This is a genomic window from Cryobacterium frigoriphilum (genome assembly GCF_004403305.1).
GTDB lineage: Bacteria > Actinomycetota > Actinomycetes > Actinomycetales > Microbacteriaceae > Cryobacterium > Cryobacterium frigoriphilum.
The window spans coordinates 35,442-52,006 of record NZ_SOHE01000053.1; the positions used below are offsets into that span (position 1 = coordinate 35,442).

General features: G+C 67.9%; 17 protein-coding genes. 2 read left to right on the top strand and 15 right to left on the bottom strand.

All coding sequences use genetic code 11. The annotated features are described in order from the left end of the window. Positions 1 to 150: 150 nt before the first annotated feature. From E3T55_RS12005 to E3T55_RS20300, 7 genes are all read right to left on the bottom strand, one after another. Positions 151 to 1,014, bottom strand: a complete 864-nt coding sequence (locus E3T55_RS12005) for a MurR/RpiR family transcriptional regulator (RefSeq protein WP_134519807.1) — start codon at positions 1,012 to 1,014, stop codon at positions 151 to 153. Positions 1,015 to 1,076: 62 nt separating this feature from the next. After that, positions 1,077 to 1,808 (bottom strand): phosphonate ABC transporter, permease protein PhnE, encoded by a 732-nt coding sequence (gene phnE / locus E3T55_RS12010; RefSeq protein ID WP_241993030.1) that lies wholly within the window; start codon positions 1,806 to 1,808, stop codon positions 1,077 to 1,079. Then, positions 1,805 to 2,641: a phosphonate ABC transporter, permease protein PhnE gene (gene phnE / locus E3T55_RS12015; protein ID WP_134519808.1), complete on the bottom strand. Its 837-nt coding sequence runs from the start codon at positions 2,639 to 2,641 to the stop codon at positions 1,805 to 1,807. The genes phnE (E3T55_RS12010) and phnE (E3T55_RS12015) overlap by 4 nt, the downstream gene beginning before the upstream one ends. A 24-nt stretch (positions 2,642 to 2,665) precedes the next feature. Beyond that, on the bottom strand, positions 2,666 to 3,475 hold the full coding sequence (phnC, locus tag E3T55_RS12020; protein WP_134519809.1) for a phosphonate ABC transporter ATP-binding protein: 810 nt from the start codon (positions 3,473 to 3,475) through the stop codon (positions 2,666 to 2,668). Positions 3,476 to 3,477: 2 nt separating this feature from the next. Beyond that, the gene (locus tag E3T55_RS12025; protein WP_241993031.1) at positions 3,478 to 4,059 is read right to left on the bottom strand and encodes a phosphate/phosphite/phosphonate ABC transporter substrate-binding protein; all 582 of its coding nucleotides are present in this window, start codon (positions 4,057 to 4,059) and stop codon (positions 3,478 to 3,480) included. A gap of 45 nt (positions 4,060 to 4,104) precedes the next feature. Continuing rightward, the gene (locus E3T55_RS12030; RefSeq protein WP_134519810.1) at positions 4,105 to 4,833 is read right to left on the bottom strand and encodes an HAD family hydrolase; all 729 of its coding nucleotides are present in this window, start codon (positions 4,831 to 4,833) and stop codon (positions 4,105 to 4,107) included. Between the two features lie 350 nt (positions 4,834 to 5,183). Continuing rightward, entirely contained in the window at positions 5,184 to 5,357 is a 174-nt protein-coding gene (locus E3T55_RS20300) for a hypothetical protein (RefSeq protein ID WP_166791773.1), read from the bottom strand. A 158-nt stretch (positions 5,358 to 5,515) separates the two neighbouring features. On the opposite strand from E3T55_RS20300, the gene E3T55_RS12035 reads away from it, so the two are divergent. After that, positions 5,516 to 6,022, top strand: a complete 507-nt coding sequence (locus E3T55_RS12035; protein WP_134519811.1) for a glutathione peroxidase — start codon at positions 5,516 to 5,518, stop codon at positions 6,020 to 6,022. A gap of 106 nt (positions 6,023 to 6,128) precedes the next feature. Here the strand turns inward: E3T55_RS12035 and E3T55_RS12040 are convergent, their stop codons facing one another. Genes E3T55_RS12040 through E3T55_RS12060 form a run of 5 tightly spaced genes read right to left on the bottom strand, consistent with a single transcriptional unit; the run spans position 6,129 to position 12,472 of the window. Next, positions 6,129 to 6,929, bottom strand: a complete 801-nt coding sequence (locus E3T55_RS12040; protein ID WP_134519812.1) for an HpcH/HpaI aldolase/citrate lyase family protein — start codon at positions 6,927 to 6,929, stop codon at positions 6,129 to 6,131. Next, a complete protein-coding gene (locus E3T55_RS12045) occupies positions 6,926 to 7,441 on the bottom strand; it encodes a MaoC family dehydratase (RefSeq protein WP_198418568.1) in 516 nt (171 codons plus the stop codon). Before E3T55_RS12045 ends, E3T55_RS12040 begins: the two co-directional genes overlap by 4 nt. A gap of 3 nt (positions 7,442 to 7,444) precedes the next feature. After that, complete coding sequence (locus E3T55_RS12050) at positions 7,445 to 8,611, bottom strand: acyl-CoA dehydrogenase family protein (RefSeq protein ID WP_134519813.1); 1,167 nt, start codon at positions 8,609 to 8,611, stop codon at positions 7,445 to 7,447. Further along, a complete protein-coding gene (locus tag E3T55_RS12055; protein ID WP_134519814.1) occupies positions 8,608 to 10,860 on the bottom strand; it encodes an acetyl/propionyl/methylcrotonyl-CoA carboxylase subunit alpha in 2,253 nt (750 codons plus the stop codon). Before E3T55_RS12055 ends, E3T55_RS12050 begins: the two co-directional genes overlap by 4 nt. A gap of 4 nt (positions 10,861 to 10,864) precedes the next feature. Continuing rightward, positions 10,865 to 12,472, bottom strand: a complete 1,608-nt coding sequence (locus tag E3T55_RS12060; protein ID WP_134519815.1) for a carboxyl transferase domain-containing protein — start codon at positions 12,470 to 12,472, stop codon at positions 10,865 to 10,867. Positions 12,473 to 12,580: 108 nt separating this feature from the next. Here E3T55_RS12060 and E3T55_RS12065 point away from each other — a divergent pair, with 108 nt between their 5' ends. Then, complete coding sequence (locus E3T55_RS12065; RefSeq protein WP_134519816.1) at positions 12,581 to 13,165, top strand: SACE_7040 family transcriptional regulator; 585 nt, start codon at positions 12,581 to 12,583, stop codon at positions 13,163 to 13,165. A 233-nt stretch (positions 13,166 to 13,398) separates the two neighbouring features. Here the strand turns inward: E3T55_RS12065 and E3T55_RS12070 are convergent, their stop codons facing one another. The 3 genes from E3T55_RS12070 to E3T55_RS12080 are packed head-to-tail and all read right to left on the bottom strand — an operon-like array spanning position 13,399 to position 16,557. Further along, positions 13,399 to 14,061 (bottom strand): VOC family protein, encoded by a 663-nt coding sequence (locus tag E3T55_RS12070; protein WP_134519817.1) that lies wholly within the window; start codon positions 14,059 to 14,061, stop codon positions 13,399 to 13,401. A 46-nt stretch (positions 14,062 to 14,107) separates the two neighbouring features. After that, on the bottom strand, positions 14,108 to 15,526 hold the full coding sequence (locus E3T55_RS12075; protein WP_134520036.1) for a dihydrolipoamide acetyltransferase family protein: 1,419 nt from the start codon (positions 15,524 to 15,526) through the stop codon (positions 14,108 to 14,110). A 2-nt stretch (positions 15,527 to 15,528) separates the two neighbouring features. Then, positions 15,529 to 16,557, bottom strand: coding sequence for an alpha-ketoacid dehydrogenase subunit beta (locus E3T55_RS12080; protein ID WP_134520035.1), 1,029 nt, complete (start codon positions 16,555 to 16,557; stop codon positions 15,529 to 15,531). Positions 16,558 to 16,565: the final 8 nt, after the last annotated feature.

A 16,565-nucleotide genomic window follows, 5' to 3' on the forward strand; every position in this document is an offset into this window, starting at 1 on the left:
TGGAAGAGCGCGTGAAAACGCCTGCGCTTCGACGCGGATGCCCGCTTCAGACTCGAGGGGTGGCGCGCGCGCACATGTTAAATGAGGCACGCCGGATGCTGCTTGCAGCTTCAGTCTAACGGGTGTAGGTCACACAGAATAATGGATGGGCTAGTCGTCGCTGAGGTTATCGCTCAGGATGCCCAAGACGGTCGATCTCGCCGAGCGTGACGCCTCCCCCAGCCGACCGGACACGATTGCGACGAGGGACTCAATCAGAATCGCGTGGGGAACGCGAGAGGTGTGCTCGAGTTCGTGGCGAAACGATTCCTGGGCGGCAGCCACCACGAGTGCGACGTCGGCAAGGGCCACCAGCGGTGAACTCGCAAACGACGTCACGACCACGACCGCGGCCTGGGCCGCCCGCGCTGACCTCGCGGCCCTGATGCTCGATTCATTGGCGCCACTGCCGCTGATGATGATGCAGACATCCGCTTGCCGCAGCTGCCGCGCCGAGATCTGCTGACCAATAGGGTCGGCGACGAACTCGGCGGGTCGGCCGACCGCGGTCAGCCGCATCGCGAGGTCGGATGCCAGCGGAGCCGAGAGCCCACTGGCGAGGGCGAGCACGCGGTTGGCCGTGGCGATGCGGTGCACGGCCTCCTCTACGACCTCATCCGTGAGCACGCTGAATATCTGCGGCAGGGCGAGCGACAGGCCGGAGACGTCGGCGCGGAGGTGTCCCAGTGCCGACGTGCCGTAGTCCCGAGCGGCGGATGCCGACTGCGCCAATTCCCGAGCCAGGGCAACCCGCAGTTGCGGGTAGCCGCGGTAACCCAGTGTTTGACAGGTGCGAATGACCGTGGAGCGCGCGACGCCGACGCGTTGGGCGAGTTCCTGCGCCGTCAGCTCGACGATCGCGGCCATGTCGGCGACCATGCACTCCGCCACCCGACGTTCAGTGGGTTGCAGGGAATTGATCACCGTGGCCACGCGGGTGCTCGGGGATGCCTCGTCGTTTCCCGTCCAACCCACTGCCTAGGCCCCTTCCACTATCCGACGCCGAATGGCGCCGGAGATCGCGTCGATGCCCATCGTCACGATGACCACCACGATGATGAGCACTCCGACGGTCGACCACTCCCGAAACTGAGTGTACGAGGTGAGCATGTCACCGATTCCCCCACTCCGATCAAGCCGAGCACGGCCGAGGACCGAACGTTGATTTCGAAGCGATAGAGCCAGAACGAGATGAAGTCCGGTGTGGCAGACGGCCACACCCCCCACCGCAGAATCTGGGCGGTAGTGCCTCCGGAAGCCCGCGTTGCTTCGATCGGACCCGGATCAACACCCTCAATGGCTTCATACCCCCATTTTCCCAGGGTACCCACGCTGCCAATGGCCAGCGCGAGGGCTCCGGTCAACGGCGTGAGCCCTGTCACCGACAGGATGACTATCGCGATGATGATCTCCGGAACGGCCCGAATCACGGCGAAGAGCAGCCTCAGGCCCCAGCGAACCGGGGCGGGGGAAAATCCGCGGGCCGCCAGGAATGCCAGCGGGAACGAGACGATGATGCCGAGCACCGTACCGACCCACGCCATGGCCACCGATTTCCAGGTCTGCGCGAGCGCCTCCGGCAGCTTGGACCAGTCCGGATCGGAAAACATCAGCCACAGATAGCGGATGATCTGCGCCGGCAGTTCCCCGAGCCGCCCCCACGCGACGTCAACGGACCAGAACGCACCGATCACCACGGCACCCACGACGATCATGGCGGTGCTGCGCCGCCAATCACGTCGCCGTGGCGGTACCGTCAGGGCCGTCATACCAGCCTCCGGCGAACGGCATTGCTCAGCACGTCGAGAGCCATCACGATGATCAGAATCTCGACGATGATCAGCGACAGCTGGTCATACCGGTAGAAGGTGCGGACCGCGTCGATGAGCAGGCCGAGCCCACCCGCACCGACCAGCCCGAGCACCGACGATGCCCGCACGTTGAGCTCCAGAACGTAGAGGGTCTGGTTGACGAAACTGGGCAGGATGTCGGGCAGCGCAGCGGACCGATTGATCTGAAGCTGGGTGCCGCCGGCGGCTCGTCCGGCTTCGAGCGCCCCCGGGTCGTTGGCCTCGATGGATTCGGAGACCATTTTCACGATGATTCCCACGTTGAAGAGCAACAGGGCGATGATTCCGGGCAGCGCCCCCACTCCGACCATCGCCACCAGGATCGCGGCGTAGAGAAGATCGGGGATCGACCGCACGACGTTGAGAACCGTGCGGGCGATGCCGCGGGTGATCGCGTTCGGGTTGGTCAGGCGGGCGGTGGCCAGGCTCAGCGGCAGCGACACGGCAGCGGCGACCGCGGTGGCGATGACCGCCATCTGGAGCGTCTCCGCCAGCGCCGGAACCGTGCGCGGAAAGAATCCCCAGTCGGGCACCAGCAGCAGCAGGATCTTGTCGGTGCCGTTCTGCCAGTTGCGGGCGATGGCAACCAGACTGAAGTCGATCCCCCACTGCGGGCTCAGCGTGATGGCGGTGATCAGTACGACCACTGCCACGGCGCACCAGGACTTCCAGCGGCCGCCGGGCCGGGCCGGCACGGTGACGGCCGACGGCGTCGGACGCACGGCGGTCGTGTCATCGGCGCTCACAGCCATGTCTCGCTCACAGCGTCGTCTCACTCACAGGCCGAGAGCGTCTTCTGACGCCACCGAACGACCGTAGATCTCGGCGAACACCTCGTCGGTCGCGGCTTCGACCGCACCGTCAAAGACCACCTCACCAGCCCGCAGCCCGATGATTCGGGTGCCGTAGCGTCGGGCCAGATCGATCAGATGCAAATTGGTGATGACCGTGATCCCGAGTTCCTGGTTGATTCGACGCAGGTCCCCCATGACCTCGTGGGCCGTGGGCGGGTCGAGACTCGCGACGGGTTCGTCGGCCAGAACGAGACGGGGCTGCTGGCACAGCGCTCGCGCGATGGCCACCCGCTGCTGCTGGCCGCCGGACAGGCTCGACGCGCGATCCCAGACCTTGGGCAGAATCCCGACCCGCTCCAGGGCTTCGAAGGCGATCTGCCGGTCCGACGCCCGATAGGCCCCCAGCAGTGTGCGCAGGGTGGTCGTGTGGGCCAGGCGTCCGACAAGCACATTGTTCAGCACGCTCGTGCGTTTGGCCAGGTTGAAACCCTGAAAGATCATGCCGATGTGGCCGCGCAGCCGCCTCAACTCGCCGGCGCGGGCGGTTTCCAGCTGAAAACCGCCCACGTGCAGCGAACCGGAGGTGAGGGGAACGAGACCGTTGATGGTGCGGATCAGGCTGCTCTTGCCCGATCCGGAGAGGCCGACGACCGAGACCATTTCGCCGGGTTCGATGTCGAGCGACACATTCTTCAGGGCGACCACTCCGCTGGCGTAACGCACACTGACATCGCGCATGCTGACCGACCAGGGCGATGGCGCGATCGGGGTCGACGTGTGCTCGACGACCATGGCTACTGCAGTCCGAGTTGCTCGGCCGCGTCAGCGACCACATCGAGGGATGACGGGTCTGCCAGGGCCAGCTTGCTGATCGAGTAGACGCTCATGAGCGCGGCGGAGCCCTCCTCGGTGTTGGAGTAGTCGGCGAGCGCGGTCGTGATCTCGTCCTGCAGCTGCTGCGACAGTCCCTTGGTGAGGGCGACCCCATCGTTGGGAATCTCGGTGGTCAGGGCAAACACGACAACCTTCTGACCGACATCCGGCACGTCCTTGGAGACAATGTCGCGAGCATCCCAGAAGCTGAATCCCACTTCGGCGTCACCGTTGTGGACGGCGAGAACGGATGCGTCATTGGCGGTGACCGGGATCGCGTCGATGTCGGTGTCGATGTTCAGGCCCGCGTTCTTCAGCGCGAGCATGGGGTAGATGTAGCCGGCCGGCGACCCCGGACCGAGCATCGCGACGGTGGCACCGGTCATCTTGTCGATTGCGTCGAGGCCGGCCGGTCCGACGAGGGCGTCGGCGCCGTTGCAGAAGAGCTTGCCGTCACGTTCCACGGGAACATCGGCGCAGTACTTGTCGGGATTGTTGGTCATGAACTGGGCGGGATAGCTGATGTTTCCGCTGCGCTCGGTCTGCCTTCAGTTCTGGAGGTGCGGGATGGGGACGATCAGACCGGGCGTCTCGGACGAGAGCCAAGCGGTGATGACCGGGAAGAGTGCGTCAAGACGCTCCGCCCGGTACGTGGGGGTGGCGCCGGGTGGCGCGGAGGGGCCGATGAGGGCCGTCTGGAAGCCGCGCAGAGCCGCCGGCTGCAGGTCATTGACCCAGATGTCGCCGATGCTCAGCAGCCGCAGGGGGCCGTCGGTTGCAGTCTGCTGCAGACGTTCGAGCACCGTTCCGAGCCCGTCGGGCTTTCCCACCGACGTCAGCACCTCATCGAAGGTATTCTGCAGGCCGAGCACGTGCAGGGCCTCGGGGATGCGCGTCGGCGGTGAGTTCGTCGCCAGGACAAGGAGCGCATGCTCGCGGATGGTGCCGAGAAAGCGCGCCAGCCCCGGAACGGGGTCGATCGGCGCCCGGACGCCGGCGAGGTCGGCTCGCGAGAGCCGGTAGGCCCGTGCGAGGGCGTCGGCCGATACCCCGAACGATGCTGCGGCCAGACGCACGGCGTCATAGCCGTCGCGGGGCAGCATCCCGGCTTCGGTCACCCCGATGGTGGTGTGTTCCGCGACGGCCTCGACAAAGCGGGCGCCGTCGCGGTGACCCAGGCAGTCGGCCACGCACTGGGCATAGCGCGCGACCGGACCGTCGCCGAGCGAGATCGTGCCGTCGAAATCAAACAGCAGAACACGACTTCTGCGGTTCATCTGCCACCTCCCCCGTGAATGCCGTTCGTCCCGCGCCGCGTCGACGTTGCGTCCAGAGTAAAAGAGTTAGACGGACGCAATGTCGTTATTGGGCAAACAGCGAGTGAACGCCGACCCGGATTTTGGCGTCCGGCTTGACACCCTGTTGCGGCGGGTGACGATGCCGCCCTGGCTTGCCGACCTCGGCAGCGAAGCGCCCCGGCCACGCTACAGTCTGGCCCCGAGTTGATCGGACACACCGGGTTGACCGGGCTCCGGATTGACCTGGCACCGGATTAATACAGAACGGGAGAGCGCCTGCTGAGGCGCCCTCCCGGGTCGTGCGGCGCCCGACAGGGGCGCGGTGCCGCTTAGGCGCGGTGCGCGGACTGCGTGTGGTCGCTCACGGCGTAGCCGCGAGCGGCGCGGTCGCGAGCGACGTGGCTGACATACCCGGTCGGGGTGACCGAGCGGCGACGGGCGATGGTGACGTAGCCTACGGCCGGGTCCTCGCGGTGGGTGGGGGCGGTGACATATGAACCCATGATGCTCCTTGCATGTTGCGGAAGTGGTACGCAACGCTGCGTCGGTTGTCTTTAACAATACAAGACAACTACCGAATAGGCCAGCCGTGCACCCGGTTCGGAGGCGGCACCCAGCGGGCGCGCAGCATCCGCTCTGAGAGCGGGCATAGCATCACGGTATGGACGCTTCCTCTCTCTACGAGATTCCCCTGACCCTGATTGACGGCACCGAGACGACCTTTGGCGCTTACCGCGGCAAGACCGTGCTCGTGGTCAATACCGCCTCGAAGTGCGGTTTCACGCCGCAGTACGCCGGGCTCGAAGCCCTGTACAAGAAGTACGCCACCGACGGCCTCGTCATTCTGGGCATGCCGAGCAACCAGTTCATGGGTCAGGAGCCCGGCACCGAGACAGACATCGCCGAGTTCTGCGAGATGAATTACGGCGTGAGCTTTCCCATGACCGAGAAGATCGATGTGCGGGGCAAGGACCAGCATCCGCTCTTCGCCGAACTCACCAAGTTCAAGACCAGCATCTTGCCCGGACTGGTCAAGTGGAACTTCGAGAAGTTTCTGGTGACCCCCGCTGGCGAGATCGTGGACCGCTTCGCCTCCAACGTCGAACCTGAGGCACCCGCGATCGTGGCGGCCATCGAAAAGGTCATCGCCGACGAAAAAGCGGCCTAACCAAGCTCCTGTCCCCTGCGCGAGAGCGGGTGAATCGTCGCTGTGGCGCCGCCAGACCGACGATTCAGCCGCTCTCGCCGCCGCGACGCGGGGAGAAACCCGAGCATCAGGCGCGGCGCAGGACAGCCTCGGCGTGCCGCAGCAGAGGGTCATCGATCATGCGGCCCTGGTACTGGAACACGCCGTGCTCGCCCGTCGCCGCTTCGAGGATGGCCCAGGCGTACGCCACCTCGGCCGGGGTCGGGCGATAGGCCTCCCGGATCACGGCAACCTGGCTCGGGTGAATGCAGGCGGTCGCCCTGAACCCGCTCGCGACGGCGTCCTCCGCTTCGAGGCTCAGGCCCGACAGGTCGGGCAGGGCCAGGAACACACTGTCGATCGCGGCCTTGCCGTGGGCACCGGCGGCGAGTAACACGTGTGATCGGGCATGCCGGGCGACGGCCCGATAGCTGCCGTCGGGGAAGCGGCTCGAACTGCCGCCGAGCGACGCGATCAGGTCTTCGGCGCCCCACATCAGCGCAACCACGTGCGGCACGGCGGCCAGTTGGGGTGCCGCGAGAATTCCGGCGGCCGTTTCGCACAGCGCGATCACGTCGTAGCCGGCGAGGGCACGCAGCTGCTGCACACTTTCGGCCTTGGCCATCATGAGCTGCCGATACCCGGTCTTCTCGATCGCGGCGAGGTCGAGGGCAAAGTCGGGGGTGCCGGCCGGGTTGACGCGCACGATCGTGCTCTCCGGGTCGAGCGGATGCGCCACCAGGGCTGCGCGGGCGGCCGCGCGACCGACCGGAGCGACGGCGTCCTCGAGGTCGATGATCACGGCATCCGCCCGCTCCGATGCCTTGGCGTAGCGTTCGGGCCGGTCGGCCGGGCAGAACAGCAGGGCAGGGCCCAGGTCAAAGCTCATGAATCTGTCCTTTCGTCGTGGAAGTCCCGGCACCAGACCAGGGCGGTGCGGGTCGCCGTCGCGACGACGTCACCGTTCTGATTGCGGCCGGTGTGCGTGAGATCGACGATGCCCTGCCCCGCGCGGCTCTGCGAGAGCCGTTTGCCGGTGACGATGGTCTCGGAGTACAGGGTGTCGCCGTGAAACAGCGGATGCGGAAACGCCACCGCCCCGAAGCCGAGATTGGCCACGAGAGTGCCCTGCGTCAACTGCGCGACCGAGCTGCCGACGAGGGTCGACAGCGTGAACATCGAGTTGACGAGGCGTTCACCGAACGGCTGCGTCGCTGACCAGGCCGCGTCGAGGTGCAGGCCCTGGGTATTCATCGTCAGCGTCGTGAAGAGCACGTTGTCGGCCTCGGTCACGGTGCGGCCCGGCCGGTGCTGGTAGAGCACGTCGAGGTCAAATTCCTCAAAGTACAGCCCGCGCTGCACGAGCGTGCGGCGGGGCACCGGCGACGTGTCATTCGCCACGGTTCAGGCCGCGAATCCGAGGGCCCGGGAAATAACCATGAGCTGTACCTCTGTGGTGCCCTCGCCCAGTTCCAGAACCTTGGAATCACGATAATGCCGGGCCACCGGGTTTTCGTTCATGAAGCCGTAGCCGCCGAAGATCTGGGTTGCGTCACGGGCGTTGTCCATGGCCGCTTCGCTGCCGACCATCTTGGCGATCGATGCCTCCATTTTGAAGGGGTGACCGTTGATCATTTTCAGCGCCGCGTCGTAGTAGGCGAGGCGGGCGGTGTGCACGCGAGCCTGCATCCGAGCGATCTTGAAGGCAATGTGCTGGTTGGAGCCGATCGACCGGCCGAACACGTTGCGGCTCTTCGCGTAGCGGATGGACTCCTCGAGGCAGCCCTGGGCGGCGCCCGTGCAGAGGGCGGCGAAGGCGATGCGGCCCTCGTCGAGGGTCTGCACGAAGTTCGCGAAGCCTCGACCGCGCTCGCCGAGCAGATTCGCTTCGGGCACCCGCACGTTGTCGAAGCGCAGCGGATGCGTGTCGGAGGTGTGCCAGCCGACCTTGTCGTAGGCGGGCAGTACCGTGAAACCGGGAGCCGGGGTCGGCACCAGGATCGCGGAGAGCTCTTTCTTGATACTGCCGTCGGTGCGGGTCGACTCCCCCGTCACCGCGGTGACCGTGACGAGGCGGGTGATGTCGGTGCCGGAGTTGGTGATGAACTGCTTGGTGCCGTTGATGACCCACTCGCCCTGCTCGAGCACGGCGGTGGTCTTGGTGCCGGCAGCGTCGGAGCCGGCATCCGCTTCGGTGAGACCGAATGCCGAGAGGGCCTGACCGCTCGCGAGCAGGGGCACCCACTGCTGTTTCTGCGCCTCGGTGCCACTGCGGAACACGGGCATGATGCCGAGGCCGACCCCGGCCTCGAGGGTCACGGCAATGCTCTGGTCGGCGCGAGCGAGCTGTTCAACGGCGAGGCAGAGCGAGAAGTAGTCGCTGCCCTGGCCGCCGTACTCCACGGGGAACGGCAGCCCGAACAGTCCCATCTCGCCCATCTGCGCGATGATGCCGTAGGGCAGGCTGCGTTTGGTGTCGTACTCGTAGGCGGCCGGCGCGACGACGGTGTCGGCGAAGTCGCCGACCGAGGCGACGATGTTCTTCTGGAATGCGGTGAGCTCGTAGCTCATTCGATGTCTCCTTTGACGGTACGGGCGGTACGGGCGGTGCTGGCGGTGCTGCGGGCGGATTCGGGTGCAGTGGGATCGGGCATGGGGTCAGGCGCGGGGTCAGGCGTGGGGTCGGGGTCAGGCGTGGGGTCGGGGTCAATCGTGGCGACGATCTGGTCGAGGGCGACGAGGTCGCCGGCCAACAGGCCGATGCGCACGATGCCGGCTGTTGTGGCGGTGAGTTTGTGCTCCATTTTCATCGCCTCGACGGTCAGCAGCAGCGTTCCGGCGACGACGTGGTCGCCCGCCGCGACGTGTACGGCGACGACCGTGCCGGGCATCGGCGAGCGCACGTCGGGGCTGACCTGCCCGGCCGGCCGGGTGCGCTGCTCGAGTTCTTCGGCGAGCTGCCGAGCTCGGCAGCGATTGACGATGTCGATCGTGACGCCGCCCACCCCCAGGTGCACGACGTCGTCGCCGCTCGGCTGCGGCACCACGATCACATCGATGACGTGGGTCAGCCCGCGGTATTCGACGCTCACGGCGTGCGGACGCCCGGCGACGGGTACCAGGCTCGCCGACACGGCGGGTTCGTCGCCGATGCTGACGAGTGCGGCACTGGCTGACGCGGGGCTGGCGGATTCGGGGCCCCCGGATGTGGGGCCGGCGGATGCGGCTCCCGGCGCGCCGAGAACGCTGACCTCGGCCGTGTCGGTCGCGCTCAGCGCGAGTGAGTACCGGCTGGCCCGGTGCGGGCCCAGGCGCCAACCGTCTGCCGCAGCCCAGGGTGCGGTGACGGTATCCTCGCCCCGTTTCCGGGCGTGCAGCACGAGAGCCGCTGCCGCGAGCAGCGGCTCGTCAGCCGTGCGAAACCCCAGGCCGGGCAGGGACCGTTCGATGAGGCCGGTGTCGAGCCGGCCGGCCTGCACGTCGGGGTCGGCGAGCAGCAGGCGCAGGTACTCCACATTGGTCTGCAGCCCGAGCACGACGGTGTCGGCCAGTGCCCGATCGAGCCGCCGCAGGGCTTCGGCCCGGTCGGCGCCCCAGGCAATGACCTTGGCGAGCATCGGGTCGTACTGAGAGCCGATCACGAGGCCAGGGACGAGGCTGCTGTCGACTCGGATTCCCGGCCCGGTTGGTTCGCGCAGTACCCGCACCGTGCCTTCGCTGGGCAGAAATCCCCGGCCGGGGTTCTCGGCATAGACCCGGGCCTCGATCGCGTGGCCGGTCAGGGTGACGTCGGCCTGATTCACGGTGAGGTGCTCCCCGGCGGCGACCCGCAACTGCCAGTCAACGAGGTCAATGCCGGTGACGAGCTCGGTGACGGGGTGTTCGACCTGCAGCCGAGTGTTCATCTCCATGAAGAAGAACTCGTCGGGCGCCGAGTTGGACACCAGGAATTCAACGGTTCCGGCACCGCTGTAGTCCACACTGCGGGCAGCGGCGCAGGCGGCCTCACCGATGCGGGCGCGCACCTCCGGCGTCAGCAGCGGTGAGGGTGCCTCCTCGATGACCTTCTGGTGGCGGCGCTGCAGCGAGCACTCACGCTCGCCGAGGTGGATGACGTGGCCGTGGTTGTCGGCAAGAATCTGCACCTCGATGTGGCGCGGCTCCGAGACGAGCCTCTCGAGCAGCAGGGTGTCGTCGCCGAAGGCGGCGAGTGCCACCCGCCGGGCCGTCGAGAGGGCCTCCGGCAGTTCGGCCTCGGCCGTGACGACCTGCATACCCTTGCCGCCGCCCCCGGCCGAGGGTTTGATCAGCAGCGGGTAGCCAACCGAGGCGGCGGCGGCGATGAGTTCGGCGTCGCTCAGACCGGGCCGCGAGACCCCGGGAATCACGGGTACGCCGAAGGTGGCGACGTGGTTCTTGGAGCGGATCTTGTCGCCCATCACGGTGAGCGCGTGCACGCTCGGGCCGATGAACACGACGCCGGCGTCGGCGCAGGCCTGGGCGAAGTCGCGGTTCTCGCTGAGAAAGCCGTAGCCGGGGTGAATCGCTTCGGCACCGGTCTCGGCGGCGGCCGCGAGGATCGCGTCGATGCTGAGATATCCCCCCGCGCTCGGGGTACCGCCGGCGGCCGTCGGGGCGAGGCGCACCGCGACATCCGCCAGCCGTACATGCCGGGCACCGCGATCGGCGTCGCTGTAGACGGCGATCGAGCGGATGCCCTTCTCCCGCAGAGTGCGCAGTATGCGGCAGGCGATCTCCCCGCGATTGGCGACCAGCACGGTCCCGAACGGTCGCAGCAGTGGGGCGGGGGTGGCGGTCATACTGTCACATCCGGAAGAGACCGAAGGCGGTCTCGGGTAGTGGGGCGGCGGCGACCACGGCGAGCGCAAGGCCGAGTACGGTGCGGGTGTCGGCGGGGTCGATGACGCCGTCATCCCAGAGCCGGGCGGTCGAATAGTACGGGCTGCCCTGTTCCTCGTATTTCTCAACGATCGGAGTACGAAAGGCGGCCTCCTCGGCGGCCGACCACGGCTCACCGCGGGCCTCGCGCTGCTCTCGTTTCACGGTCGCCAGAACGGATGCAGCCTGCGGGCCGCCCATGACGGAGACTCGGCTGCCCGGCCACATCCAGAGGAAGCGTGGTGAGTACGCTCGGCCGCACATGGAGTAGTTGCCGGCGCCGAAAGACCCGCCGATGACGACCGTGAGCTTCGGCACCCGGGCGGTGGCGACGGCGGTGACCATCTTGGCGCCGTGTTTGGCGATGCCGCCGGCTTCGGCGTCACGACCGACCATGAAGCCGGAGATGTTCTGCAGGAACAACAGCGGGATGCCGCGCTGGTCGCAGAGTTCGATGAAGTGGGCACCCTTCTGCGCGGATTCGCTGAACAGGATGCCGTTGTTGGCGACGATACCGACCGGATGGCCGTGAATGTGTGAGAAACCGGTGACGAGGGTCACGCCGTAGTCCCGCTTGAACTCGTGGAATTCGCTTGCGTCGACGAGACGGGCGATGACTTCGCGTACGTCGTAGGGTGCCTGCACGTCGACCGGTACGACGCCGTACAGTTCGGACTCGGCCACGACCGGGGGGCGGCTGTGCCGCACGTCCCAGGCCGAGGCGGCGGGTCCTGGCAGTGTTGACACGATGTCGCGCACGATCTGCAGGGCGTGCCGGTCGTTTTCGGCGAGGTGATCGGCGACGCCAGAGACGCTCGTGTGCAGTTCGCCGCCGCCGAGCTCTTCGGCGGTGACGATCTCGCCGATCGCGGCCTTCACGAGCGGCGGTCCGCCGAGAAAGATGGTGCCCTGGCCCCGCACGATGACGGTTTCGTCGCTCATCGCCGGCACGTAGGCGCCGCCCGCGGTGCAGGAACCGAGCACGGCGGCTATCTGCGGAATCTTCGCCGCCGACATGCGGGCCTGGTTGTAGAAGATGCGCCCGAAGTGGTCGCGGTCGGGAAACACTTCGTCCTGCATCGGCAGAAACGCGCCGCCGGAGTCGACGAGGTACACGCAGGGCAGCCGGTTCTCCCGGGCGATCTCCTGCGCGCGCAGGTGCTTCTTGACCGTCATCGGGTAGTAGGTGCCACCCTTGACGGTGGCGTCGTTGCAGATCACGAGCACGAAGCGGCCGTGCACGAGGCCGATGCCGGCGATGACGCCGGCGCCGGGACATCCGTCGTCGTAGAGACCGGATGCGGCGAGCGGCGCGATCTCGAGAAAGGGGCTGCCTTCATCGAGCAGGGCGTCGATGCGGTCTCGGGGCAGCAGCTTGCCGCGGTCGACGTGGCGCTGGCGGGAGGCCTCCGGGCCGCCGAGCGCGGCGAGATCGAGCCGAGCGACGAGATCGGCGGCGAGTCGGCGCTGGTCGGCGGCGTTGGCGGCGAAGGCCGCGCTATGCGAGTCGATACGGCTCACGAGTGTCTCCAAGACAGCTCTCCATTGAACATGTCATGCACGGGTACAGTTAGTGGTCACTAACTCGAATTCATGTTAGTAATGATTAACTGAAATGTCCAGCGTGCCGAGAGGAACCCGATGCCCACCCTGCGCAGTCGTGCCAAGGCCAGTCGCCGCGACGCGCTGCTCACCGCCGCCGCGACCCTGTTCGCCCGCTCCGGTTTCAATGGCGTCTCGATCGAAGACCTCGGCTCCGCCGTCGGCGTCAGCGGCCCGGCCGTCTATCGGCACTTCACCGGCAAGCAGGCGGTGCTCTCGGCGCTCCTGATCGGCGCAAGCGACGACCTGATGACCGGCGGTCAGGCGGTCGTCGGCGCGGCGACGGATGCCCCGTGCGCGCTCGCCGCGCTCGTGCGCTTCCACGTGCGCTTCGCCCTCGACAACCCCGACGTCATTCGCGTGCAGGACCGCGACCTCGACAGCCTGCCCGACGCCGACCGGCACCGGGTGCGGGCGCTGCAGCGTGCCTACGTGGAGCTCTGGGTGCACGTGCTCGGCCAGGTGAACCCCTCGACCCCGGTCGCGTTGCTGCGCATGCGCGCACACGCGACCTTCGGCCTCATCAACTCGACACCGCACAGCACGGCCGTTGCGGCGGCCCCCGCAGAGACGGTACGGGCGCTGCTCGAAGAGATGGCCCTCGCCGCCCTCACCCCACGCTGACGGCCGCTGCGCCCCGGGGCTAATTCAGGAGATATTTCGTGCGACAGCCGAGCCGCCGCCTTGGTCCGCGGGCCATCGGGCTGCACAGGAACGGATCTCCTGAATTCGCCACGGGGACTAGCGGCTCAAAGACGACTCAACGCGGGACGAGCAACGGGGGGCGGCTCGAGCGGGGCGGCTCGAGCGGGGCGGCTCAAGCGGGGCGGCTCAACGGGGGCGGGAGCAGTCGCGGGCTAGTTGGGCGCCGTACAGATGCAGATTTCGTTGCCCTCGACGTCGGCGAGCACCCACCAGTCGGGCGCGTGCTCGTCGGTCAGCAGGGTGCCGCCGGCCAGCACGACCGCTTCGACCCGGCTTTCGGCGTCTTCCGTGGGCACATAGACGTCGAGGTGGATGCGGTTGCGGTCGGTGCGAGCGATCTCCATGTGCTGAAACCAGACCCGAGGGGCGAGGCCGCGCGGGTCGACGAGTTCGATGCCGTCGCTGCCGATCGCTTCTTCGTAGCCGAGGCCGGCCCGCCAGAATGGGCGGATCGCATCCGCATCGCTGCAGTCGATGGCGATGTCGTACCGGGTCGGCGGCACCCGCACCGGCCGCGCTCCGCTGTCGTCCGCGAGTTCCTGGATGCGGGTGGCCAGCTGCAGGTCCCGTTTCGTTACCCCGTTCACGTCGTGGGAGCTCAGCTTGAACGAGACGCGACCGTACCCCAGGCGCACCTCGGGATGGTGGCCGAGTGATTCGGCGACGACCGCGACACCGTCGAGGAGTCGAACGGCCGAGGCGAAGTCCGCGGTCGTGTACGAGGCGAAGAGTGCCCCGTCAAGGTGGATAAACGCGCTCCCCGCGATGAGGCCGGCGGTGTCGCGGGGAGCCAGGAGTACGGCGCTTCGGGTCATGCCGCCACTCTGCTACCGGATCGCCGCCCGGTCAAGCGGCTGCGCCTCAGCCCGCCGGATTCGAGCCTGCCGGATTCGAGCCTGCCGAATTCGAACCCGCCGAATTCGAGCCAGCCAGACCCACGCCCGCCAGCATCGTCAGCGCCATGCCGGGATTGGCCAGGATCGTGCCCACGTCGGCGAGAAACCGCGAGCCCTGCTCGCCGTCGACGAGCCGGTGATCGAACGAGAGGCTCAGCGTGATGACCTGCCGCAGCGCGATCTCACCCTGATGCTCCCACGGCGTGCGACGGATGGCGCCCATCGCCAGGATGGCGGCCTCGCCCGGGTTCAGAATGGGCGTTCCGGCGTCGATGCCGAAGACCCCGATGTTGGTGATCGTGAGGGTGCCGCCGGCGAGCGCGGCGGGGGTCGTCGTGCCCGTGCGCGCGGCCGCGGTGAGGTCGGCGAGTGCCGCGGCGAGGCCGGCGAGGCCGAGCCGGTCGGCATCCGCTATCACCGGAACCATGAGGCCGCGCGGGGTGGCCGCCGCAATGCCGAGGTTCAGGTAGTGAAACTGTACGATCTCGCCGGCAGCGTCGTCCCAGCGGGTGTTCACGCTCGGCGTGCGCGCGGCCGCGAGACACACGGCCTGAGCGACGACGGCGAGAATGCCCACCCGTGCGGCGCCGGTGCGCGCGCCGGCGGCGTTGATGGTCGCGAGCAGGTCGATCGTGGGGGTCACGTCGATCGTCAGGAACTCGGTCACGTGCGGCGCCGTGAACGCGCTCTTCACCATGGCCGCCGCGGTGAGCTTGCGCAGGCTCTTGATCGGCGTGCGACTCTCGCGGGTGCCGCCGGGTATCGCCGTGACCGTGGTGACGGCGATTGAGGTCGCGTCGACAGAGACGGCGTCGGGCGTGACACCGTGGGCCCGCACGTCGTCGCGCGTGATCACGCCGTCGGGGCCGGTTCCGGTGACCGTCGTGAGATCGATGCCGAGGCTCTGCGCGAGCATCCGCACCGGCGGGCTCGAGCGTGGACGTTCGACGACGGATGCCGCCGCCGAATCGGTCGTCGGCACCGGCTCGGCCGCGGCCGCGTTGCCGGCGGCACTGCCGGGCCGGGCCCGCCGTTTCGGGCGCCCGTGCCGCTCTGCGTCGGGGCCGTAGCCGACGAGATTGGCCTCGCGCGTGACCGGCTCGGGCGAACCGGGGAGGTCTGCGTCGGGGCCGGAACCGTCGGCACCGGCAACCTCGAACGACACGATCGGGTCGCCCACGTGCACGAGTACCCCTTCGGGCCGGTACAGCTCGCTGACCACACCGCTGAACGGGCTCGGCAGCTCGACGACCGCCTTCGCCGTCTCGACGTCGGCGATGTGCTGGTTGAGCGTGACGGTATCGCCCGGCGCCACGTGCCAGGCGACGATCTCCGATTCGGTGAGGCCCTCACCGAGGTCGGGCAGGGCAAAGACCTTGATCATGGTCATCGCCCCAGCACGCGGTCGACGCCCGCGAGAATGCGGTCGAGGTCGGGCAGGTAGTGCCGTTCAAGCTTGGCCGGCGGGTACGGAGTGTCGAACCCCGTCACCCGTACCGGTGCGGCCTCGAGGTAGTCGAAGCAGCGCTCCGTGAGGCTCGCCACGATTTCGCCGCCAATCCCGCCCGACTGGGCTGCCTCGTGGGTCACGACGAGGCGACCGGTCTTGCGAACGGATGCCTCCACGGTCGCGTAGTCCACCGGGGAGAGCGACCGCAGATCGATGACCTCGATCGACACGCCCTCGTCGGCGGCCGCGAGGGCGGCGTCGCGCGCGACCGACACGAGGGCGCCGTAGGTCACGAGGGTGACCTGGCTGCCGGGCGTCACGACGACGGCCTGCTGCATCGGGGAGCCCAACCGGGGCGTCACCTCGCCCTTCACGTGGTACCGCCGTTTGGGTTCGAAGTAGAGCACCGGGTCGTCGGAGGCGATCGCCTGGCGCAGCAGGCTGTAGGCGTCCTGCGGGTCGGAGACGGCGATCACGCGCAGCCCGGAGGTGTGCGCGAAGTACGCCTCCGGCGATTCGGAGTGGTGTTCGGCGGCACCGATGCCGCCGCCAAACGGCACCCGGATGGTGATCGGCATGCGCACGGATCCCTGGCTGCGGTAGTGCAGCTTGGCGACCTGACTCACGATCTGGTCGAAGGCCGGAAAGATGAAGCCGTCGAACTGGATCTCGCAGACCGGGCGGTAGCCGCGGTAGGCCAGGCCTACGGCGGTGCCGATGATCGCCGATTCGGCCAGCGGCGTGTCAATGACTCGGTGCGGGCCGAATTCACGCAGCAGGTCGGCGGTGACCCGAAAAACGCCGCCGAGGGTGCCGATGTCCTCGCCGAGCAGCACAACCTTCGGGTCATCGAGCATCGCCTGCCGCAGGCCGGCGTTGATCGCTTTCGCGAGCGTCAGGGTCGTGGTGTCCGTGAGGCCGACGGGCCCGCTCGTGGCGGGGTGGCGCAGCGGGGCCGCACTCATCGGGGAAC